We start from the raw sequence: 20988 nt of genomic DNA on the forward strand, positions 1-20988 counted from the left end.
TAAACCCGCTAACAGTGGGCAAGCGCGGCTTGGTTAAAACGGCAGCACGCCAGTGGGTAGGTAAACATCCATTACCCGCGTCATGGTCAGATACAGCGCCAACACCACCCCAAGCGATGTTGCCAGATTGACCCCATGGCGACGGTAGCCGTAGTAGGCGGTTAGGCCAACACACAGCAGCGTCGAAGCCAGCACAAAGCCCAGCGGCACGAGTAAGAATGCGTAGGCAGCAATGGCGATGGCGGTCACGATCACGCGTGCCCAAGGCGTTAGCAGCAGAGGCCCCTGGGTTTCGGTTTGATCAATCTGATCGGCACCCGCAACAGGGCCGGGACGCTCAAAAAACAAGCACGCCGACAGCAACAACAAGGAGACACCTAACACTTTTGGAAACATGTCAGAATCCACCGGGCGGGGCAGCGGAAAGTTGGGAATTTGCCAGGCCATTGCCAGATAGGCAGCCGCCCCTAACGCCAACACAAGCGCTAGCCATTGGTTGGTATTGAATCGAGTCATGGGAAAGCTCTCCGAAGACGTCGTTGCTATTCAGCACGACCCTTGCGGTATCAGACGGAAGATCCCGGTGGCAAGCTGCCACCGGGGGGCCTCTGGGGCGTGCGCTTACTAACGCATCAGGCCCAGATCGGTCAATACGCTGCTGAACTGCTCTTGCTGCTCATCCAGGAAAGTAGCGAAAGCGTCGCTATCCTGGTAGGCATCAATCCAGCCCAACTGATCACTTGCTTCGCGCCATGCGTCAGTTTCGAGCATTTCAGCGAAGAGCGTTTCGTAGTATTCAACCGCCTCTTCAGGCATTTCGGGCGCGCCCATTACGCCACGCCAAATATCGAAGGTGTAGTCGTAACCCTGCTCTTGGTAAGTGGGAACGTCGGCCAAGCCGCCACCCAGACGCTCTTCAGAAGAGACGCCCACCGCGCGCAGCTGGCTACCTTCGCCAAGCTGGCCAACCGCTTCACCGGCACCGCCAACCACTGCTTCGATATGGCCACCCATCAGATTGGTCATGGCGTCGCCACCGCCCGAGAAGGGGATGTAGTTGACCGTGGAGGCTTCCATACCCGCCGCAGAGGCAAGACCAGCAACCGAGATGTGGTCCATCGAGCCCGGCGCACTACCACCGCCCACGCTTAAGCTAGGGTTCTCTTTGAGCGCTGTAAAAAGATCATCCAGGTTTTGATACTCGGAGTCTGCAGCGACCAAAATAATCGAATAGTCGGTATTGATGCGCGCAATCGGGGTGAAATCGGTGTGGTCGTAACGTGATGCACCTGCCAGCGGCACTAAAATCATCGGCGGACTGGTAGCAAAAAGTTTATGCGGATTGCCGTTATCACGGGCTACCTGAGCCCAAGCAACTGCACCGCCGCCGCCAGGCACGTTAATGGCGGCAAAGCTTTCGTCGGCCAGCTCTTCTTGCTGAATAACGCGGGACATGGTGCGCACTAGCGTATCCCAACCGCCACCTGGGTTGGCCGGGGCAACAAATTCAATCGAGCGACTCGGTGTCCACTCTTGGGCGCTGGCGGACGTCGTCATGGCGAGGGCAGCCATCGGTAAGGCAAGCACGGCAAAGCGCTTAAGGGGAAGCATGGTCATGGGCGTTCTCCACATTAGCTATATTGTTATAAATGGTTGTTGTCTACGTATCTTTGTGTGGTTACACCCTTCACATTAGAAGCCCGCCACTCCTAGCGACAAGCTTATGACCATTAATGGCAAAAAGTGCTTTGTGTGCGTTTTGTTCATTTTGTTCACGGCCTGTTTATAAAGGCTCGTTTACAGTGATTCCAGCCATGTTGAGGAAGATTCCAGCAGCCGATAACGCCGCTCGGGTCGGCCGACATCGCCGTAACCAATTTCTGCGTTAACCGCTTGTTCAGCCACTAAAAACTCCAAATAACGCCGCGCTGTCGAGCGGCTTGCCCCCATCACCTGCGCCACCTGCATCGCCGTCTGGGAATCACATTCGGCTGCCAGCGAATCCACCACACGGCGCAGGGTCAGGCGGTCAATCCCCTTAGGTAACGTGCGTGCAGCTACCCGCTGAGGTTCTCCTGGCTGCAGGCGAGCAAGCACATGGTCCAGTTCGTCTTGACTCATTTCAGCCCGATTAGCCAACGCCTCTCGCTCGCGGCGAAAACGCGTCAGCATTTGTGTCATGCGCGTCGCCTCAATCGGTTTAATCAAATAATCAAATCCCCCGCCACGCAACGCTTCGCTGATGGTTTCTACTTCGCGGGCAGCTGTCACCATGACGATATCCACATGCACATAGTCGCGGCGAATGGCCCATAAAAGCTCCAGGCCTTCCACATCAGGCAAGTAAGCATCTAATAAGATTAGTTGAATAGCCTCAGCATGCTGGGCCATTAGCGCCTTTGCCTCACTGCCGTTGCGCGCCATATCCACTACATAAAAACCGTCACTCTGCTCAATAAAGGCCTTGTGGATATCAGCAATGCGAAAATCGTCTTCGACGACCAAAATGCCGTATTGCGTCGTAGACATAGTCATTCCTCTTACTGGCGTCGTTATTATGATTTAAGTCGTCGTGGCTACTTGATCGCAAAGCGAACGATCCAGCACGGCAATAAAGCACGCACCGCCTAATTCGCTCTCTTCTAATGTCCCCTCGCCGCCGTGCTGACGGCACAGCCGGGCGACCAGCGCTAAACCAATGCCACGATGTTTACCGGTTTTGGTCGAAAACCCTTCTTGAAAGATCGATTCCGCATGCTCGCCGGGTACGCCAGAGCCGTTATCCTCTACCTCAATCAACAGCTGCTCCCCCAGATCCGTAAAAAATAGGCGGACTTTCGGGGTATCGCTGTTTGGGCCATTCAGCGCTGCATGGCAGGCATTATCTAATAAGTTGCCCACCACGCTCATCATCACCTCTTGCCCGGTAACCGTCAGCGGGCAGGAAAGCGAGCTCTGCTCATCAATTTCCAGTGCCACCCCCAGCTCCCGGGCACGGGTCAATTTACCCAGCAATGTGCCACTGAGTACCGCATCAGCCACGTGGCGCATTAAAAAGCTCATTTGCGCCTGAGCACGTTCGGTTTCGTGATGAATCAGCGCTAGCGCCTCGTCAGCCCGGTTAAGCTGCAAGAGCCCAGAAATGGTGTAAAGTTTGTTGGAAAACTCGTGAGCCTGGGCACGTAACATATCCACATCACGGCTTGCCTGGGGAAGTGCCTGGGGAAGATCAATAATTTCACGGCGACTACGAAACGTAGCAACGGCACCTTCAATCTCGCCTTCATGCAGAATGGGCACACGGTTGGCCACTACCGGATGGTCACCCAGCCACATTTCCTGGTCAAACTCCTGCTCGCCGTGCTTTAGCACCTCTATTAACCGCGAGTTGGGCACCACCTCACGAATCGGCTGCCCCAGTAATACCTGTTCATCCGATAACCCTAGAAAGCGTCGCGCCTGCTGATTGACCAAGGTGATCTGGCCATCGCGGTTAACCGCCAAGATGCCTTCGTGGATGGATTGCAAGATGGCCTCTTTTTCCATGGCCAAGCGGGCTATTTCATAAGGCTCTAAACCAAGAATGACCTTTTTAAGATGCTGCGAGAGCCAATACGCCCCAGCAAATCCCAGCAAAATCATCAGCGCTACCAGCGCCCACCCCAAGCTGGTATAGCGAGCCACATCCATATCAACCCGCTCCAGCATGAAGCCCACCGAAACCACCCCGATGATGTTGCCCTCTTCATCCCAGATGGGCGCTTTGCCCCGCATGGCGGTTCCTAGCGTTCCAGTGGCTTCCGATACGTATGACTGTCCGTGGATCAGCGCTAGGTCATTATCGCCACCCACCATTGGCTGTCCAATCCGCTCAGGCACTGGGTGCGAGTAGCGAATCGACTGAGCATTACCGACCACAACGTAGCGGGCACCAGTCTCGTGGCGAACTCGCTCAGCAAGCGGCTGAATAGTCAGCGAGGGGTTAGGTGTCGAGAAAGCATTAACAATTTGCGGCATGCCTGCCACGGTCTTGGCCACTGCCAGCGCCCGCTCGCCCATTTGATGGGTAATAATTTCTGCTTTTCGGTGATTCAGGTAGGTACCCTGCGCCAACAACATACCCGCCAATAGCAGGCCAACTAGCAACATGACCTGCAGGCGAAAACTTCGCTTGTACCAGCGACGCTTGGCGCGAGTGCGGCGCCAGCGCTGTAATTCAGCCAACGTACGAGGGCGTGGGGCGGTCATAAAGGAACTCACTAGACGCAACAGCGTCATTATGGCATGCAGCGCCAAGCGGCGTTAGCCGTTGCGTTTTTTCAATTGTTTGCTTATTTAGCAGCTACTGTTTTTGTTTTTATCGATATACTCACCACTTTTTAAGCGTGCATGACGACCTTTCATCCTGCAACATCCCGCCTCTCACAATGACCGATACTCACGGAGGAGTTACGTGTTGAGCTTATTAAGAAATGTTTTGCTGACTAGCTTGTCGCTATGGGCAACCTCCGCCGCCGCTTATCCGTTTTACGCCCCACCACCGCCACAAGATGATACGCCTGTGTTCAGTGGCGATGCCGAGCTTGGCTTTACCCATCTTTCCGGCAACACCAATAGCCAAACGTTGATTGGAAAGACACGACTGACGTGGCTAACGGGAGACTTCACTCACTCGCTGCGCGGTGAAGTGCGCAATGTGAGCAAGAACGGAGAAACCAGTGCAGAACAATATTTAGTGGCAGGGAGAGAGCGCTTTGACTTTAGCGGGCCCCACTACCTGTTTGGCTTTGCCCGCTGGGAAAAAGACCGCTTTGCTGGCTACGATCAGCAGCTTTCCGCCATTGGTGGTTATGGGCGTCAGCTGCTAACCGGCGAGCGGCATTCACTTTCGTTAGAAGCGGGGCCTGGATATCGAAATGACCGACTGCGCGACGCCGATAATGAACAATTGGCTGTTGCTTATACGGCACTCGACTATCGATTTGGTTTTTCGGATTACGCTGATATCGCTCAGGAAATGTCGGTGGAATATACCCGCAAGAACACCACAGCGCGTTCATTAACGGCACTGACGGCTCGACTTAATTCACGTCTTTCGCTGCGCCTTTCCCATGAAATCAAGCACAACTCGCAGCCGCCTGATGATGCCAATGAACGCACTGACAGCACTACCAGCGCGTCACTGCTATATCACTGGTGACACGCCATTGCTTACTTTATCAGCAACACTTTAATTTATTCACAATAATTATCAGGTAGTTAGCTTATTTTTCAGCCAATTACGGCAATTGCTAACCGGTTCACAATGGTGCATCACCAGCGCTCCTCGCACCATTTTCATGCAATTTTTCTTTCATCATTAGACCTTGGTCTATATTCGAGATATAATATTTTCAGTTTCCTGTCCTCGCGCCATTCCTTGAATGGCGCTTTTTTTTGTTTTGAAAACCGAGCGCATTTGAGCGTTAAGCCTGCTCACGCACGGTTTTGTTAAGCTCAATGGCCCCGCTTACCCAATCCCCATCAAACATAGGTGTTCTTAATGAACCAACCTGTCCACACCAGCGAGGGTTCTTCGCGGTTTTCCCTCGGCGACCCCATCGTACTGGTGCTTAGCATCGGTTTTATTGTGGCGTTTCTTGCCCTCTCCTTTTACGACATTGATCTTGTCGCCAACTCAATTAGTGCTGGCTTTGCCTGGACTGCCCTAGTGCTAGGCAGCTACTTTCAGTTGCTACTGTTACTGACCTTTTTTATTGCCATTGGCTTGGCAGTTACGCCAGCGGCAAAAGCCAAGATTGGCAATCTCGATACTCCAGAGATGAGCACATTCAAGTGGTTATCGATCATTCTGTGCACATTACTCGCAGGTGGTGGCGTCTTCTTTGCCGCCGGAGAGCCGATATATCACTTCGTAGTAACGCCACCTGCCTTTGACACCGAAGCAGGCACCGCCGAAGCCGTTTCAAGCGCCCTTGCCCAGTCGTTTATGCACTGGGGCTTTCTAGCCTGGGCGGTGCTTGGCTCACTGACCGCTGTAGTGCTCGCCCATGCCCACTATGTAAAAGGCCAGCCGTTACAGCCACGCACGCTGCTTTACCCCATTTTTGGCGAGCGCCTCATGCGCGGCCCGCTAGGTGGCTTGGTAGATGCCTGCTGCGTAATTGCACTGGTAGCAGGTACCGTCGGCCCCATTGGGTTTCTGGCTACTCAGGTCAGCTTTGGCTTGCATGAGCTGTTCGGCCCCCCCGAGGGCTACCCAGGGCAGCTCATTATCCTGGCGGTACTCGGCTGCATTTACGTGCTTTCTTCCATGAGCGGTGTTCATAGAGGCATTCAACTACTTAGTCGCTTTAACGTACTGCTGGCACTTGCCATTGGCGCGGTGATTGTTGTGTTTGGCCCCACGCTGTTTTTGGTCAACACCTATGTGTCAAGCATGGGCGCTTACATGAGTGAGTTCTTCACCATGGCAACTATGACCGCCGACACCGCCCCCGCCTGGTGGATGCAGTGGTGGACCGTCTTTTTCTTTGCTTGGTTTATTGGCTATGCACCGCTGATGGCAATTTTCGTGGCGCGTATTTCACGTGGGCGTAGTATTCGCGAGATGATTCTTGCCGTGGCAGTACTCGCCCCCATTGCTACCACCGTCTGGTTTACCCTGCTTGGCGGCTCGGGCATTTACTACCAGCTCACCGGCGTAATCGACCTGACAGAAGCGCTGAATAATTTCCAGTTTGATGTGGCGACGCTCACCGTGGCCCAGGCGCTCCCCGGAGGCACGTGGATGGCACTGGCAATTTTGTTACTGACTACGATTTTTGTGGCCACCACCGGTGATTCGATGAGTTACGCCATTGCGGTAGTGGGTGCGGGCCATGATGACCCGAGCCCTTACGTGAGTGCTTTTTGGGGGATTGCCATGGCGCTAATGGCAGCGGTGCTGCTTTACATGGGCGCTGGGCAGATTGGCGCTTTGCAGCAATTTATCGTGATTACCGCAATTCCCGTTTCACTAATTTTGCTACCATCGCTGTGGAATGGCCCGCAACCAGCCTATGCCATGGCGCGTGAACAAGGCATTATCGAGTAACGGTTTTTATCATAACCCTTCCAGCAGGCGTAGAATCATCTGCGGCTGCTGGGTGGCCTGAGCCAAAATCGCAATGCCTGCTTGCTGCAGAATTTGCGCTCGAATTAGATTGGAAACTTCACGGGCATAATCAGCGTCTTGAATACGCGACTGAGCAGCAGACGTGTTGATAATGTTGGTATTGAGGCCATCAATCACACTTTCGAAGCGATTTTGCACCGCGCCTAAATAGCTCCGCTGGCGATCCACCTGTTTGATAGCATCATCCATCGCCTTCAGCGGGCTTTCTGTTGCACTGCCATTATCTAAAACACTAAAGTTTTCCAGCCCCAGTGCCTGTCTATTCATGGCTGCAAAGCGCACCGCAATGCTATCGCCATCGTTAGCACCCACCTGAATATTTACCGACTTGGTACTATCAAACAACTTGATGCCGTTGAAGTTGCTCTGCTCGGCAATACGATCAATTTCTTCTAGGCGCTGATCAATCTCGTCTTGAATTGAAACAAGGTCATCAGAAGAGTTAGTGCCGTTAGCTGCTTGCACACTCAGTTCACGAATACGCTGCAAGTTATCGTTAATTTGGTCTAGCGAGCCTTCCGCTGTTTGCGCCATGGAAATACCATCGTTGGTATTGCGAATGGCTTGCTCCATACCACGCAGCTGAGCACTCATACGGTTGGCAATCGCCTGACCTGCAGGATCATCCTTGGCACTGTTGATGCGTAGCCCAGATGACAGGCGCTCCATAGCCGTCTGCATGGCTTGCTGGCTGCCACGCAGATTGTTCTGCACGATAAGAGACATCAGATTCGTGTTTAGGCTAAGCAACGCGCGCCTCCGTGGAAGGTCAGCCCGCCCAAAGATGGAGGACTACTTTTCTTATTATCGGCCACTAAGCAAAAATCATGAATATTCTCGTTGTTTAAGTGAACGGCAACTGGCTGTGAGCACTTCATCTACCGGACGACGCACGTAACTATGTTGGTAGTACCCCTCGTCGATGATTTCACCGTCCCACGCCACAATATCCAAGTCCATGGTTCTCGGTCCTGATTTGATGGGGCCACGTACACGCCCCAGGCGGTTTTCTACATCTTTTAAGTAGGCGCGGAAAGCGTCGTGATCAAGCGTTGTTCGCACCAGTAACGCCGCATTAAGAAAATCTGGCTGGTGTTGATAGCCAACCGGGGCTGTGCGAATCGCCTCTGAGCTTGCTATCAGCTCACATTCACTGCGCAAAATGGTCAGTGCTTCGTGAAAGTGATGTTCCGGCTCAATATTGGTACCGAGAGAGATTAAGCATTCATGGTAGGCCGTATCGGGCGTAGTGTTTAACGACGAGAGTGGCATAGCTGCATCCTAATCTTAGAGGCCCTAAATCTTAGAAACCCTACTCTTAAAGGCATAACCCGAAGACGGTGGTCGAGTCACATTGATGATACGTAAGATTAGCTGGCCTGTTATTTTGTTCAAGTCCTGTACAAGACATTGACAAACGCTACGCTCACGCAGAAAGTCATGCTTAACGCTTAGTACGTTGAAAAGTTAATCCACTTTGGGGAATCTTGCATGAGTTCATCTGCTGCACTTGTCACTGGCGGCGCCACACGTTTGGGGCGTTATTTCGCCGAAGCCCTGGCAGATAAAGGCTATGATATTGCCTTACACGTGAATAGCTCACGTGATGAAGCCGAAGACGTTGCTAAGACAATTCGCGCCAAAGGCCAGCGCTGCGAAATACTGCCGTGTAACTTTTTGAGCGACTCTCTTGAAGAGCTTGTGACAGCCGCCAAACAGCACTTCCCGAACCTAAATGTGCTGCTTAATAGCGCTTCTGCGTATGAGCCTGCTCCCATTGCAGACACCGACATGGCCATGCTGGAGACGCAATTTAGAGTCAATATGTTTACACCATTGCTGCTCACACGACACTTTGCAGACACCGTCGATAACGGCCAAGTTATTAACATCATTGACAATAAAGTGGCCTACCATCAATACCCTTATGCAGCATATTTACTGTCGAAAAAGAGCCTTGCGGACATGACGCGCATGGCAGCACTTGAGTTTGCACCACGGCTGCGTATTAACGGTATTGCTCCCGGCGTGGTACTGCCTGCCTCTCAACGCACCAGCGACTATATTCAATGGCGTATTGAAGGTATTCCCGTTAAACACCAGGGTAACCCCTCCCACCTTGTACAAGCTTTGCACTACTTATTAGACAATGGCTTTGTTGCTGGGCAAATTCTATTTGTCGATGGCGGCGAGTCGATCAACCTTGAAGGGCGTCATTCCGAAAACTATCCAGGCTAAAAGTAAAAGCCGTCTTTCGAACCTGTCTTCAAAAAACCCCTACGATATACGCTGCCGGCGCTTATTAAGAGCATCCGGCAGTCTTTTTGTGGCTCTCTGGTAAGCGCCGCACGATTTAACTAAAGGCCACATTTCACGTCTTCCATGGGCAGAAGGATTATCGGTAGACTCCTAAAAGTCGTCTGTTTTCAGCTGGCATACAACCCTTCGAGTCGACTATTCCAACAATAAAAAGGAATTTCTCATGGAAAAACTCGCGCAACGGCTGGGGCTTCGCACGGACCCTACTATTTTCTTTGCCTCTGCCGGATTAATGCTGCTATTTCTGGTGGCACTTATCGTTGCCCCAGAGGCTATCGGAAACGTTTTTGCCACTGGCCGCACCTGGGTGGTCACTAATCTGGGCTGGTTCTTTATCTTCGGGGTTAGTTTCTGGCTGGTTTTTTTGCTTTGGATAGCGTTGAGCCGTTACGGCAATATTCGCTTGGGCGGCGAAGACGACCGACCGGAATATGGCAACATTTCCTGGTTCACCATGCTGTTTGCTGGCGGTATCGGCACGGTATTGATGTTCTGGGGAGTCGCCGAACCAGTCTTTCACTTTGCTACCCCTCCCCACGGCGATATTGAGCCACACACGGTAGAAGCCGCCCGGGAGGCGATGGGCTTTTCGCTGTATCACTTGGGCTTGCATACCTGGACCATCTTCACCCTACCGGGGCTAGCCTTTGCCTACTTTATTTACCGTTACGACCTACCAGTACGTGTCAGCTCGGTGTTCTATCCGCTGCTCAAGGAGCGCATTTACGGGCCTATCGGTAAAACGATCGATATCTTTGCGGTGCTCGGAACGCTGTTTGGGGTGGCCGTTTCTATCGGGCTGGGCACTTCTCAGATTAATGCAGGGCTAAGCGAACTCTTTGGCATTGCTGATAGCGTGACCAGTAAAGTCGTTATCATCACCGTGCTAACGGCGGGCGCGGTAGCCTCCATTGCAGGGGGGTTGGATAAAGGCGTAAAGCTGCTTTCTAACGTCAATATCGGTCTGGCCGTAGGGCTGATGTTGTTTGTACTGTTTACCGGCTCTACCGTCTTTCTACTGCGCGGTATTATCGAAACGCTTGGCATTTATATTTCCAACATCGTGCCTCTGTCGTTTTGGAACGACACCTTAGCGCAATATACCCGGGAAGAAGGCAGTTGGGGCTGGCAGGGGAACTGGACAGTCTTCTACTGGGCCTGGACAGTGACATGGTCTCCCTTTATCGGCTTGTTTGTAGCACGCATTTCCAAGGGTCGTACCATCCGTGAGTTTGTCCTTGGTGTGCTGTTTGCGCCTTCTGTATTTACGCTAGTGTGGTTCGCCATTTTTGGCTGGTCGGCCATGGAAATCGATGGTATCGGTGCGGCCGCTCGCGAACAGCTGGGCGACCAAGCTGGCGTGATGACGGCCGCCGTCATGGATAGCGTGCCATTAGCGATGTTTGCGTTCTTCGAGCACTTCCCTGCTGCTACGCTGATCCAAGGACTTGCCGTCGTGATCGTGGCGATTTTCTTTGCCACTTCGTCGGACTCGGCTTCGTTGGTCATCGACCTACTGTGTACCGGCGACACGGAACCCGGCCCTATCCATCAGCGGGTATTCTGGGGAGTCTCGGAAGGTGCCGTTGCCGCCATGCTGATCATACTCGCAGGGGATGCGGGGTTAGTGGCGCTACAGCAAGTGATTACCGTCATTGGCCTACCGATTTTCATCATGGTATTTGCCATGGTGTTTTCGCTAATGAAGGCACTAATGAAGGAAAATATCAAGATTGTGCGGCCCCAGCAGGCTCCGAATCTGGATAACCTGTAAGCGGCTGCGACACGCTGCCTGCCACACAGTAGAGGTTGCGCACTAACAACAAAGCCGCCCAAAAGGGCGGCTTTGTCATCTAGTCAACCGTTTCAATGACCGGCATCCTAGCGCTTACACATCATCAACATCACCATGATCAGGCTTTAGGTGATCAGGCTCATGTGTGGACTGAACTGACTGGTTTGATGGCTGCTCGCTGTCCTGACGGATCTGCGACGTTTCCACCTTTTTACGCTCAGCAGTGGAATCCAACACACGCACATTAGCGGGTGGTGTTTTACCACCTTTTGTTTCACCGAAATAGAGCGTGGTATGCGGGAATGGAATCTCGATTCCTGCTGCATCAAAGCGCAACTTCACTAAACGGTTATAAGCACGCCCGACACCCCACTGATCGCCCGGCGTTGTTTTGATCACCACACGAATATTGACAGAGCTGTCGGCCAGCGCGGTAACGCCTGCAACCGTCAGGTCAGCCAGCAGTTTATGGCTGGGTTCTGCGCTCTCTTTCAGATCTTCGAACGCCAACTGCAGCTGCTCAATCGCCTCGTCAATGCTCTCGTTATAGCCAATACCGTATTCACCGACGTGGTTACCGTACTCACGCATATAGTTAGACACAGTATCAACGCTGGAGAACGGCACGATGTGGTAGGGGCCTGACAGATCGCGAATGCCTACTGAACGAATACTAAGCCGTTCAGCGGTACCAGTGACGCCGCCTACCGTCACCACATCACCGGTATTCATGGCATTTTCTACCTGAATAAAGACACCCGTAATTACATCCTGCACCAACTTTTGGGCACCAAAACCAATCGCCAAGCCCAGCACACCGGCACCAGCAATAAGCGGCCCGATATTAATGCCTATTTCCGATAATACGATCATGCCGGTAATCGTCACCATGGCAATCACTAAGGCGTTACGGAACAGACTCAGCAGCGTTTTAGCACGCGCAGAGGGTTCGCCATGCCCCGTTTCCGGGTTGAGCTTATGTTCGATCAAACTCGCTAGCCCCAGCCACACACCAAACGCAACGATCAGGATTATGGCGACGCTGGTAAGTTTCCCGACGAGGTTCGCGCCACGTTCAGAGGCATACCATGCCGCTAAGTTAAACACTCCCCAGGCATCCAGCACGACCATAATGACCGCTATTAATAACACGGTGCGCAGCACGCGTAAGGCATTGGGCACATAGCTATTTAAGCGCACTTCCAACATCGGTAGCTTACGACGCAGATCATCGGATAGCTGGATACGACGACCAATCGTTTGCGTAAGGAACGCCGAGATCAAAAGGCCGATGACCACGGCTGCCAATGTCTTCAATGTGGCAAACAGTACAAACGGCAATGCATCCCCAGGGCGTGTCAACGTAAGCACAAACACCATCAGGAAGTAGAGCAATGCGAATAAGTGCCAGGTTCGAGCAAACAGGTGCAGCGATACACGGCTGGCGGGCATCGTCGCTCGTGCTGCCATCTGGTCAAGATTATCACGCAGGCGTACGCGGTTTTTAAGCACGACACCTACCGCGTAGATGAAGGCCAACAGCATAATAAAGGTGCCGACTGCTTGGCCCAAGGTTGCCGCAATATAGAAATTAACCAGTGGCACGACCACCATAAAGCCATAGCCAACCATGCCAATTAAACGCGCTAACCAACGATTCCAGTAGGAAGCCTCTTTTGCTGAAATAGGTAACAAGCGCAGCCCTTCGTAGCGGGAAGAGAACAGCATACGCACACCGGCTTTCAACAGTTCAATAACCAAGAAAGCGTTCAGGAATAGCGAGGCACGAGTAGAGAGTTCACCTGTTTCGCCAATCGCAAACGTCGCTAACAAGTTCCCGCCCACGTAGGCAAAAGCGACCAACAACACATCTACGACGGCAGCAATAGCGACACACAACACCAAACGCAGCACGGGCGTTAAACCACTGCCCTGTTGAGACCAGCCACTGATTTTAGTGAATAACGGTTTAGCCAAACGACGGGAAAGTAAAAATATCGCGAACGTCGCAACAATCACGATACCTAGATTAATTGCCGCACTAACAAACGCGGCCATGTCGAAGGTACCCGCCCCTTGACCGGTAAACAGGCCACCTACAACGGACACCGCCTGCTCTATCTGGCCGCCAACATCCCCCACTACGCGGCTGGTTAGCTCTGCAAGCTGTCGAGGCAGTGATACATCCTCGGGAGCAAGGTCGCTACCTTGGGCGGCGGCCACCGGTGATAGCTCACTGGTCAGCTCGTTGGGTAACACTGACGCCTGGTTTCGCAACAGCTCAATTAGCTCCTGACGCGCCTGCTCATCTTCCAGCAGATCGGCAAGTGCCGAGTAGGAGGGCTGCTCTTCGACGTTAGCGGTGTCTTCACTGCCTGCACTTAGCGACGTTTGTGCCAACGCAGGCGTTGTTAGAAAGGCGAATAGCATCAATAACCAGACGCCTAGCCAGGGGAAAAAACGTAATGGCGTCACACCTAAACCTCCCTTTGGGTGAGTCTTTTACTCAATGTCATTATTAACTCATTTTATGCACATCATAGTGCACGCTATTCATATTGCACTCTACGTGGGTGCTAGGTTTGTATAAAAGACAAACAGGGTAACATGGAAAAAAGAGCGTGGCTCGCCACTAGCCTCGTCAATGTTTATTACGTCAACGCTACGAAAGTTGGCCATTATCTTTAGATTTACCCGCAAAGCGGCGCCAGCCATTGGTGGGCTAACGCCAACAACAGCCCATAGCGTGCCCCTTTGGCTACCACAATCCAAAGCAGTGCACGCCACCAGGGCAGCCTAAAGATACCTGCGAGCACAGTCAGGGGGTCACCAAGGACAGGTGCCCAGGAAAGCAGCAAGCTAACTTCGCCAAAACGCTTGTACCAACGCTCTGCGCGAGCTAGGCCAGCGGGCGACGCTGGGAACCAGCGGCGATGTTGAAACTGGCGAGCATAACGTCCCAGCGCCACATTGATCATACTGCCCAGCGTATTGCCAGCGGTTGCGACGAGCCACAGCCCAAGCGCGGACTCGCCTAAACCCCACAGCCGTGCCAACCACACCTCTGAGCCGCCAGGCAGTAAGGTGGCACTCGCTAGCGCCACCCAGAATAAGCTAAACATAATGGGTGCCGCCTTTGTCAGTCACTGCTGGTCCACGAAGCACTGCTCATCGGGGCAGTTGGCCACCCAGCTGTAGAGTGATTTCGTCGGCAATTGTGCGCACTAACGCACCCAACGCCAGCAGGCGCTCTTCAGGAATGCGTGCCATTGGCCCAGAGACTGAAATAGCCGCCAGCGGCGTGCCGTGCTCATCGTGAATGCAGGCGGCAACGCAATGTAAGCCCACTGCATGCTCCTCGCGGTCGCAGGCAAATCCCTGAGCACGAATAGTGGCCATTTCGGTCAACAGCTCATCGGATTGATGCAGGGTATTTTCAGTCACCCGGGCAAGGTCGTAACCTTTAAGCAGCGCGGTACGCTCGTCTTCGCTCATCCAGGCCAGTAAGGCTTTACCCACCCCTGAAGCATGCAGCGGCGCCCGCGAGCCTAGGCGAGTAATCATGCGCATCATCTGCGGCGACTCATGCTGGGCAAGAAATACCGCGGTTGCACCATCCCGAATGCCCAAGTTGGCAGTTTCGCCTGTTTCTGCGGTTAAGCGGCGTAGAAAGGGCCTGCTTTGGGTAACGACGTCGCGCGCTTCTAAAAAACTGTTACCAATGCGGAAAGTTTTAACATCAATACGCCAAAGCCCCTGCTCACTCTCTTGCGTCACGACCCCCTGACTCTGTAGCGCCTGCAACAAACGGTGAGTAGTGGATGGCGCGAGATCAGCCATCTCCGCCAACTCTGACAGGGCTAACCCTAATGGGCTTGCCGACAAATGCTCTAACAGCGTGAGGCCACGTACTAATGATTGGCTGTGCCCACCGCTCGGCTTGGTGGCCCCTGCCGGACGTCCGACTGACCTGCGCTTTACGTCACTCACCTTACTTTCTCCTGAAGGCGCCTCTCCTGAAGGCATAAAGTGGGGGAGGATAACGCGCCAGCGGGGCAGCTGTCGCGTTTACGGAAACAAATTCCACCAATGATATAGCGAGATTTACTAGCGATGGCGCCACTGAGGCGGGCGCTTGGCAATGAAGGCATCAATGCCCTCGGCTACATCGTCTGCCAGCATGTTGCACGCCATGGTTTCACCAGCAAAGGCATAGGCTTCCTCTAACGGCATGGCCAACTGACGGGCGAACATTGCCTTCCCAGTGCGCACCGCCACCGCGCTCTTAGCGCAAATGCTTGCAGTGAGCGCTTCCACAGTACTATCGAGTTCGCTCTCTTCGGCAACCCGATTAATGAGCCCCCAGTCGGCAGCCTGAGAAGCACTAATAAACTCCCCGGTCAGCAGCATTTCCATCGCCCGTTTACGCGATACGTTACGCGACAGCGCTACCGCCGGTGTCGAACAGAAAAGCCCCACATTGATCCCTGACACGGCAAAGCGGGCACTGCTAGCCGCCACGGCCAAATCACAGCTAGCGACGAGCTGGCAGCCAGCGGCCGTCGCAATGCCCTGAACTTTAGCAATCACGGGTACAGGCAAGTTAACGATGGTCTGCATTACCGCGCCGCAGCGAGCAAACAGCGCTTGGTAGTAGGCTTTATCAGGGTTCGCACGCATCTGCTTTAAATCATGTCCTGCGCAGAATGCCTTGCCGTTCGCGGCTAACACTACGCAGCGCACTTGCTCATTCTGAGCAATATCATCAAGCGCACGTTGCAGCGCCGTCAGCATGTCCTCAGACAGCGCATTAAAGCGTTCAGGTTGGTTTAAAGTAAGGGTCGTTACCCCTTGATAGTCAGTGCGTTGCAGCAGATCTGAAGACGCCAGTGGCGCATCTGGAGAGGCAGACATAGAAAGCTCCTAGACAGTCGAGTGTTGCTCAGTCTAGCGCGTACAAAAACTAATGTTGGCGAGATACGACCAAAGAGGCCTCCTGAGAAGCAGGAGGCCTCGTGAGTTACGTGTTTGCGCGGTTGCCCTTGCGATGGTTATAGCCTAGAGGATGAGGTTCGCCACGGGCCTTAGCCAGTTCGATTTGGCGTTGACGCTCTCGGGCGGCAGCGCGGGTTTTCTCGGGGAGTGAGTCGATGCAGTGGGGGCAACTGATGCCCGGCTCATAGGCCGACGACTGCATATCATCAAGCGAGATGGGCATACGGCAGGCGTGGCACTGCTCATGCTCGCCTTCGCTTAGATCGTGGCGCACCGTGACGCGGTTATCAAATACGAAACATTCCCCGCGCCATAAAGATTGCTCTTCCGGGACCTTTTCGAGGTAGTTCAGCACGCCACCTTTTAGGTGATAAACCTCTTCAAAGCCCTCTTTCAGCATAAAGCTGGAGGCCTTTTCGCAGCGAATGCCACCGGTGCAGAACATGGCGACTTTCTTGTGCTTTTCTGGGTTGTAGTGCTCACGCACGTACTCAGGAAACTCACGGAAGGTGGTCGTTTTCGGGTCAATTGCCCGCTCAAAGCTACCAATCGCTACTTCGTAGTCGTTACGGGTGTCAATGACCAGCACGTCTGGGTCGGAGATCACATCATTCCAATCTTCCGGTTCCACGTAGGTTCCAACGGTGTCGTTGGGGTCAATATCCGGCACGCCTAAGGTGACAATCTCTTTTTTCAGCTTCACCTTCGTACGATAAAACGGCGTTTCGTCGCAGTAGGACTCTTTATGGTCGATATCGCTTAAGCGAGGGTCGGCGGTCAGCCAAGTTAGCAGGCCATCAATGCCCTCGCGGGTGCCCGCCACGGTGCCGTTAATACCTTCTTTGGCCAGCAGCAGCGTGCCTTTGACGCCGTTATCGATCATCCTCTGGCGCAGAGGCTCACGCAGCGCTTCAAAGTCGTTCAGAGTGACAAATTTATACAGCGCCGCGACCACAATAGGCGGCGTTTGGGTGGTTTCCGTCATGGAATACTCCTGGTAGTCGCCCCCGCAAAGGGCGGACCGGGTAAATAAACGCGCATAGTTTAGCAAACAATTCATGCGAAGTGCTGCTCCGCCTGACAATGACGAGGGGCTGCGGGTCAATCATCAATTTATTCGATCGGACCGTCTAAAAAGCTTCACCCCACGCTCCAGGCGAGCGAGCGTATATTGGTGCTATTCCTTATGACGTTTTCGGAGCACACCATGCACATCCGTCGTTCTAATGAGCGAGGCTACGCCGACCACGGCTGGCTGCGGTCTTACCACACTTTTTCGTTCGCCAACTATGTGGATCCTAACCATATGGGATTCCGAGCGCTGCGGGTAATCAACGAAGACCGGGTAACCGGCGGCCAAGGTTTTGGTGCTCACCCCCATCGGGATATGGAGATTATCTCCTATGTACTGGAAGGGGAAATGGAGCATCGCGATAATATGGGTAACGGCGAGGGAATGCGCCCGGGCGATGTACAGCGCATGTCCGCAGGTACTGGCGTGCTGCACAGCGAGTTTAATCATTCAAAAGAGAACGGACTGCATTTCCTGCAGATTTGGATCGAGCCTGCCAAGCGTGGCATTACTCCTAGCTATGAGCAGAAGGCCTTTCCTACCGCTGAACGCCAAGGCCAGTGGCGCTTAGTCGCTTCTCAAGATGGTCGCGAAGGGTCGGTGAGCGTTAATCAAGACGTTAACCTTTACGCTGGCTTGTTCGATGCAGGAGAGCAAGCGACTGCACCACCGTCACGCTATGCCTGGCTACATGTGGTGAAAGGCACGGTTGACGTTAACGGTGAAACCCTCAGCGCTGGGGATGCTGCTGCATTTCAACCGCATGAAACATTCAGTGTGACCGGTGGACAAACGGCTGAAGTGCTGTTGTTTGATTTAGCCTAAACCAGTTTCAATCGCTGAAACTAATAAGCCTATAAACCAAAACGGCCCCGAAAGAGGGGCCGTTTTAGATGGTTACGCTGACAGCATCGTCTAGCTGTTATGCGCCGAGTAAAGCACGCGAATTTTCAGCGTGTGCTCCACTTGCTTCAACGCTTCTAAGGCTTTCGGACCGTAGGCTTTATCAACATCAATGACCACATAGCCCACTTTATCATTGGTTTGCAGGTACTGACCTGAAATGTTGATGCCGTTTTCAGACAGTACGCGGTTAATTTGCGATAGTACGCCAGGTACGTTGTCATGAATGTGCAACAGACGATGCTTATCTGGATGAGCAGGCAGCGCTACTTCTGGGAAGTTAACAGAGGTAACCGTGGTGCCATTGTCCGAATAAGTAATTAGCTTTTCAGCCACCTCAATACCGATATTCTCCTGGGCTTCCAGGGTAGAACCACCGATATGCGGTGTCAGAATCACGTTGTCCAGGCCGCGTAGCGGACTTTGGAACTCTTCATCATTGCCCTTCGGCTCTACCGGGAAGACATCAATGGCGGCACCGTTAAGCTTGCCAGCCTTAATCGCTTCTGCCAGTGGCTCAATCTCAACAACGCTGCCGCGGGCTGCGTTAATCAGGATGGCGCCCTGCTTCATGGCCGCGATCTCTTTCTCGCCAATCATCCAGCGCGTAGCAGGCAAGTCAGGAACGTGTAGGCTAACCACGTCAGAGCGTGCTAACAGCTGCTCCAGGCTCGCTACCTGATTCGCATTGCCCATGCCTAACTTGGTGATCACATCGTAATAGATGACGTTGAAGCCAAGCGATTCAGCCAACACTGAAAGCTGCGCACCGATGCTACCGTAACCAACGATACCCAGGGTTTTGCCCCGAGCTTCGTGGGAATTTTTCGCTGATTTCAGCCAGCCCCCTTGGTGAGCGCGCGCATTCTTCTCGGGAATGCCACGTAGCAGCATGATGGCTTCCGCCAGTACCAATTCTGCGACCGAGCGGGTATTGGAGTACGGCGCGTTAAATACCGCAATGCCGCGTTTAAGGGCTGCCGTCAAGTCAACCTGGTTCGTACCGATACAGAAACAGCCAACGCCCACCAGCTTTTCTGCCGCGTCAAATACGCGCTCGTTGAGCTGCGTACGCGAGCGAATGCCGATGAAGTGAACATCGCGAATCTTTTCGATCAGCGACGCTTCATCTAGCGATGTCGGCAGGGGCTCGATGTTCTCGTAACCTGCGTTGTGAAAATTGTCCACCGCGCTTTGGTGGACGCCCTCGAGCAGCAGGATCTTGATCTTGCTCTTGTCCAGGGACGTTTTGGCCATGGCTGAATCAACCTCTATGGTCGGCGGCATGCGCCGTGTATCGGTTCACGGGAGGCGCATATGGTAGCACAACCACTGCCACTCTCGGCGTCTTGAGATGATGAAAAGTGTGCGTTTACAAGATGAACCGGGCGCAAGTAGAAGAATTGACCACGGATGAGGGCAGACGCCACCCCCTTAGCTCGGTGTATACTGGGCGTTTATTTTTTGATAACACGGCTATAGCCATATTCGCCGCCCTTAAACAGCGTCAGGGCGCCAGCAAAATAGTAGGCCTTACCCAATGAGCGACAACACTCCACCTGCGCAAGATTTCGCCGCAACGGTTTCACAGCTTGAAACCATTGTGGAACGCCTTGAGTCCGGCGAACTCTCATTGGAGGACGCGCTGACCGCGTTTGAACAGGGCGTGCGACTTACCCGTGACGCCCAGCAGCGTCTCGACAACGCCGAACTAAAAGTTCGTGCATTAAGTGAAGACCGCGAGGGTAAGCTTGACGTTACCTCTTTTACGGCGGGTCCAGAGACGGACAATGCCACTAATCACGGCAACGACAGCGAGGAAACGCCGCCATGGTAACGACTGCTAATGCCTCTCCGCTGGCGACGCTGCGCCAGGCGAGCAATGCGCGGGTAGATGCCACACTTTCAGCCTTGTTTGACACCCAACCAGCCGTGGCGCCGCGGCTTGAAGCCGCGATGCGTCACGGCCTATTGGTAGGCGGCAAACGTTTGCGGCCACTGCTAGTGTACCTCGCAGGTAACGCATTAGGTGCGCGGGAAGACGCGTTGGATGCCCCCGCAGCAGCGATTGAGCTGATCCATGCGTACTCATTGATTCATGACGATCTCCCTGCCATGGACGATGACGACTTGCGTCGCGGCCAACCTACGGTGCATAAAGCGTTCGATGAAGCCACCGCAATTTTAGCGGGAGACGCGCTGCAAGCACTAGCCTTTGAGGTACTCGCCAGCCAACCTCATCCACGGCTTGGCAGCATGGTAACCACGCTGGCTGTTGCTTCTGGCCGGGCGGGGATGGTCGCAGGCCAAGCGCTAGATTTAGCCGCCGTAGGCGGCCACCCGGATGTGGATGCCTTGGCTCATATGCATGCCCACAAAACCGGTGCGCTGATTGTGGCTGCAGTGCGTTTAGGCGGGTTAGTCGCGGTAGATGAAAATGACCCACGGCTTGCCGCTCTGATTCGCTACGCCCGCGCCATTGGTCTAGCCTTCCAGATTCATGATGATGTCCTTGATGTGACGGGCGATACCGTCACGTTGGGCAAAGTCTCCGGCGCTGATGCCGCACGTGCCAAGCCGACCTATCCCAGCTTACTGGGGCTTTCAGGCGCACAGCATAAAGCAAATTCGCTTATTGAAGAGGCCATTGCCGCCCTCGCCCCGCTTGGCGAGCAAGCCGCACCGCTGGCTGATCTTGCCCACTATATGATCGAGCGCGACCACTGA

General features: G+C 53.6%; 19 protein-coding genes. 7 read left to right on the forward strand and 12 right to left on the reverse strand.

Annotated elements, in window-relative coordinates; all coding sequences use genetic code 11:
• Positions 1–33: 33 nt before the first annotated feature.
• From REH51_RS08080 to REH51_RS08095, 4 genes are all read right to left on the reverse strand, one after another.
• Entirely contained in the window at positions 34–516 is a 483-nt protein-coding gene (locus REH51_RS08080; RefSeq protein WP_498937511.1) for a tripartite tricarboxylate transporter TctB family protein, read from the reverse strand.
• Between the two features lie 108 nt (positions 517–624).
• Positions 625–1617: a Bug family tripartite tricarboxylate transporter substrate binding protein gene (locus tag REH51_RS08085; RefSeq protein WP_498937513.1), complete on the reverse strand. Its 993-nt coding sequence runs from the start codon at positions 1615–1617 to the stop codon at positions 625–627.
• A 180-nt stretch (positions 1618–1797) separates the two neighbouring features.
• Positions 1798–2529 (reverse strand): response regulator, encoded by a 732-nt coding sequence (locus tag REH51_RS08090; RefSeq protein ID WP_498937515.1) that lies wholly within the window; start codon positions 2527–2529, stop codon positions 1798–1800.
• A gap of 33 nt (positions 2530–2562) precedes the next feature.
• Positions 2563–4248: an ATP-binding protein gene (locus tag REH51_RS08095; RefSeq protein WP_498937517.1), complete on the reverse strand. Its 1686-nt coding sequence runs from the start codon at positions 4246–4248 to the stop codon at positions 2563–2565.
• A 208-nt stretch (positions 4249–4456) separates the two neighbouring features.
• Here REH51_RS08095 and REH51_RS08100 point away from each other — a divergent pair, with 208 nt between their 5' ends.
• Both REH51_RS08100 and REH51_RS08105 read left to right on the forward strand, forming a co-directional pair.
• On the forward strand, positions 4457–5200 hold the full coding sequence (locus REH51_RS08100; protein WP_009723156.1) for a DUF481 domain-containing protein: 744 nt from the start codon (positions 4457–4459) through the stop codon (positions 5198–5200).
• Positions 5201–5542: 342 nt separating this feature from the next.
• On the forward strand, positions 5543–7096 hold the full coding sequence (locus REH51_RS08105; RefSeq protein ID WP_498937519.1) for a BCCT family transporter: 1554 nt from the start codon (positions 5543–5545) through the stop codon (positions 7094–7096).
• 9 nt (positions 7097–7105) lie between these two features.
• Here the strand turns inward: REH51_RS08105 and REH51_RS08110 are convergent, their stop codons facing one another.
• On the reverse strand, positions 7106–7927 hold the full coding sequence (locus REH51_RS08110; RefSeq protein ID WP_498937521.1) for a flagellin N-terminal helical domain-containing protein: 822 nt from the start codon (positions 7925–7927) through the stop codon (positions 7106–7108).
• 75 nt (positions 7928–8002) lie between these two features.
• Positions 8003–8449, reverse strand: a complete 447-nt coding sequence (folK, locus tag REH51_RS08115; RefSeq protein WP_009723159.1) for a 2-amino-4-hydroxy-6-hydroxymethyldihydropteridine diphosphokinase — start codon at positions 8447–8449, stop codon at positions 8003–8005.
• A gap of 219 nt (positions 8450–8668) precedes the next feature.
• On the opposite strand from folK, the gene REH51_RS08120 reads away from it, so the two are divergent.
• Both REH51_RS08120 and REH51_RS08125 read left to right on the forward strand, forming a co-directional pair.
• Positions 8669–9415 (forward strand): SDR family NAD(P)-dependent oxidoreductase, encoded by a 747-nt coding sequence (locus REH51_RS08120; protein WP_009723160.1) that lies wholly within the window; start codon positions 8669–8671, stop codon positions 9413–9415.
• 244 nt (positions 9416–9659) lie between these two features.
• Positions 9660–11270 carry a BCCT family transporter gene (locus tag REH51_RS08125; RefSeq protein WP_498937523.1) on the forward strand — a complete coding sequence of 537 codons (1611 nt, stop codon included), beginning with the start codon at positions 9660–9662 and terminating at the stop codon, positions 11268–11270.
• A 114-nt stretch (positions 11271–11384) separates the two neighbouring features.
• On the opposite strand, the gene ybiO is transcribed toward REH51_RS08125, so the two are convergent.
• The 5 genes from ybiO to trhO all read right to left on the reverse strand — a co-directional run bounded on the left by ybiO (position 11385) and on the right by trhO (position 17271).
• Entirely contained in the window at positions 11385–13766 is a 2382-nt protein-coding gene (gene ybiO, locus REH51_RS08130; RefSeq protein ID WP_498937525.1) for a mechanosensitive channel protein, read from the reverse strand.
• A gap of 215 nt (positions 13767–13981) precedes the next feature.
• The gene (locus REH51_RS08135; RefSeq protein WP_498937527.1) at positions 13982–14413 is read right to left on the reverse strand and encodes a YqaA family protein; all 432 of its coding nucleotides are present in this window, start codon (positions 14411–14413) and stop codon (positions 13982–13984) included.
• Between the two features lie 46 nt (positions 14414–14459).
• The gene (locus tag REH51_RS08140; protein WP_498937529.1) at positions 14460–15281 is read right to left on the reverse strand and encodes an IclR family transcriptional regulator; all 822 of its coding nucleotides are present in this window, start codon (positions 15279–15281) and stop codon (positions 14460–14462) included.
• Between the two features lie 117 nt (positions 15282–15398).
• Positions 15399–16205, reverse strand: coding sequence for an enoyl-CoA hydratase (locus tag REH51_RS08145; RefSeq protein WP_009723165.1), 807 nt, complete (start codon positions 16203–16205; stop codon positions 15399–15401).
• A 106-nt stretch (positions 16206–16311) separates the two neighbouring features.
• Positions 16312–17271 (reverse strand): oxygen-dependent tRNA uridine(34) hydroxylase TrhO, encoded by a 960-nt coding sequence (trhO, locus tag REH51_RS08150; RefSeq protein ID WP_009723166.1) that lies wholly within the window; start codon positions 17269–17271, stop codon positions 16312–16314.
• 222 nt (positions 17272–17493) lie between these two features.
• Here trhO and REH51_RS08155 point away from each other — a divergent pair, with 222 nt between their 5' ends.
• Positions 17494–18183 carry a pirin family protein gene (locus REH51_RS08155; protein WP_498937530.1) on the forward strand — a complete coding sequence of 230 codons (690 nt, stop codon included), beginning with the start codon at positions 17494–17496 and terminating at the stop codon, positions 18181–18183.
• A 90-nt stretch (positions 18184–18273) separates the two neighbouring features.
• Here REH51_RS08155 and serA read toward each other — a convergent pair whose 3' ends face one another.
• Complete coding sequence (serA, locus tag REH51_RS08160) at positions 18274–19518, reverse strand: phosphoglycerate dehydrogenase (RefSeq protein ID WP_498937533.1); 1245 nt, start codon at positions 19516–19518, stop codon at positions 18274–18276.
• Positions 19519–19801: 283 nt separating this feature from the next.
• Between serA and REH51_RS08165 the strand changes: the two genes are divergently transcribed.
• Together REH51_RS08165 and ispA are read left to right on the forward strand one after the other, a co-directional pair.
• Positions 19802–20098 (forward strand): exodeoxyribonuclease VII small subunit, encoded by a 297-nt coding sequence (locus tag REH51_RS08165; RefSeq protein ID WP_009723170.1) that lies wholly within the window; start codon positions 19802–19804, stop codon positions 20096–20098.
• Positions 20092–20988, forward strand: a complete 897-nt coding sequence (gene ispA, locus REH51_RS08170; protein ID WP_009723171.1) for a (2E,6E)-farnesyl diphosphate synthase — start codon at positions 20092–20094, stop codon at positions 20986–20988. The genes REH51_RS08165 and ispA overlap by 7 nt, the downstream gene beginning before the upstream one ends.

It is taken from the genome of Halomonas bluephagenesis (genome assembly GCF_054790765.1).

Coding starts and splice junctions, on each gene's coding strand:
- REH51_RS08080 (WP_498937511.1), bottom strand. CDS start 516: ATGACTCGATTCAATACCAACCAATGGCTAGCGCTTGTGTTGGCGTTA.
- REH51_RS08085 (WP_498937513.1), bottom strand. CDS start 1,617: ATGACCATGCTTCCCCTTAAGCGCTTTGCCGTGCTTGCCTTACCGATG.
- REH51_RS08090 (WP_498937515.1), bottom strand. CDS start 2,529: ATGTCTACGACGCAATACGGCATTTTGGTCGTCGAAGACGATTTTCGC.
- REH51_RS08095 (WP_498937517.1), bottom strand. CDS start 4,248: ATGACCGCCCCACGCCCTCGTACGTTGGCTGAATTACAGCGCTGGCGC.
- REH51_RS08105 (WP_498937519.1), top strand. CDS start 5,543: ATGAACCAACCTGTCCACACCAGCGAGGGTTCTTCGCGGTTTTCCCTC.
- folK (WP_009723159.1), bottom strand. CDS start 8,449: ATGCCACTCTCGTCGTTAAACACTACGCCCGATACGGCCTACCATGAA.
- REH51_RS08120 (WP_009723160.1), top strand. CDS start 8,669: ATGAGTTCATCTGCTGCACTTGTCACTGGCGGCGCCACACGTTTGGGG.
- REH51_RS08125 (WP_498937523.1), top strand. CDS start 9,660: ATGGAAAAACTCGCGCAACGGCTGGGGCTTCGCACGGACCCTACTATT.
- REH51_RS08135 (WP_498937527.1), bottom strand. CDS start 14,413: ATGTTTAGCTTATTCTGGGTGGCGCTAGCGAGTGCCACCTTACTGCCT.
- REH51_RS08145 (WP_009723165.1), bottom strand. CDS start 16,205: ATGTCTGCCTCTCCAGATGCGCCACTGGCGTCTTCAGATCTGCTGCAA.
- trhO (WP_009723166.1), bottom strand. CDS start 17,271: ATGACGGAAACCACCCAAACGCCGCCTATTGTGGTCGCGGCGCTGTAT.
- REH51_RS08155 (WP_498937530.1), top strand. CDS start 17,494: ATGCACATCCGTCGTTCTAATGAGCGAGGCTACGCCGACCACGGCTGG.
- serA (WP_498937533.1), bottom strand. CDS start 19,518: ATGGCCAAAACGTCCCTGGACAAGAGCAAGATCAAGATCCTGCTGCTC.
- REH51_RS08165 (WP_009723170.1), top strand. CDS start 19,802: ATGAGCGACAACACTCCACCTGCGCAAGATTTCGCCGCAACGGTTTCA.
- ispA (WP_009723171.1), top strand. CDS start 20,092: ATGGTAACGACTGCTAATGCCTCTCCGCTGGCGACGCTGCGCCAGGCG.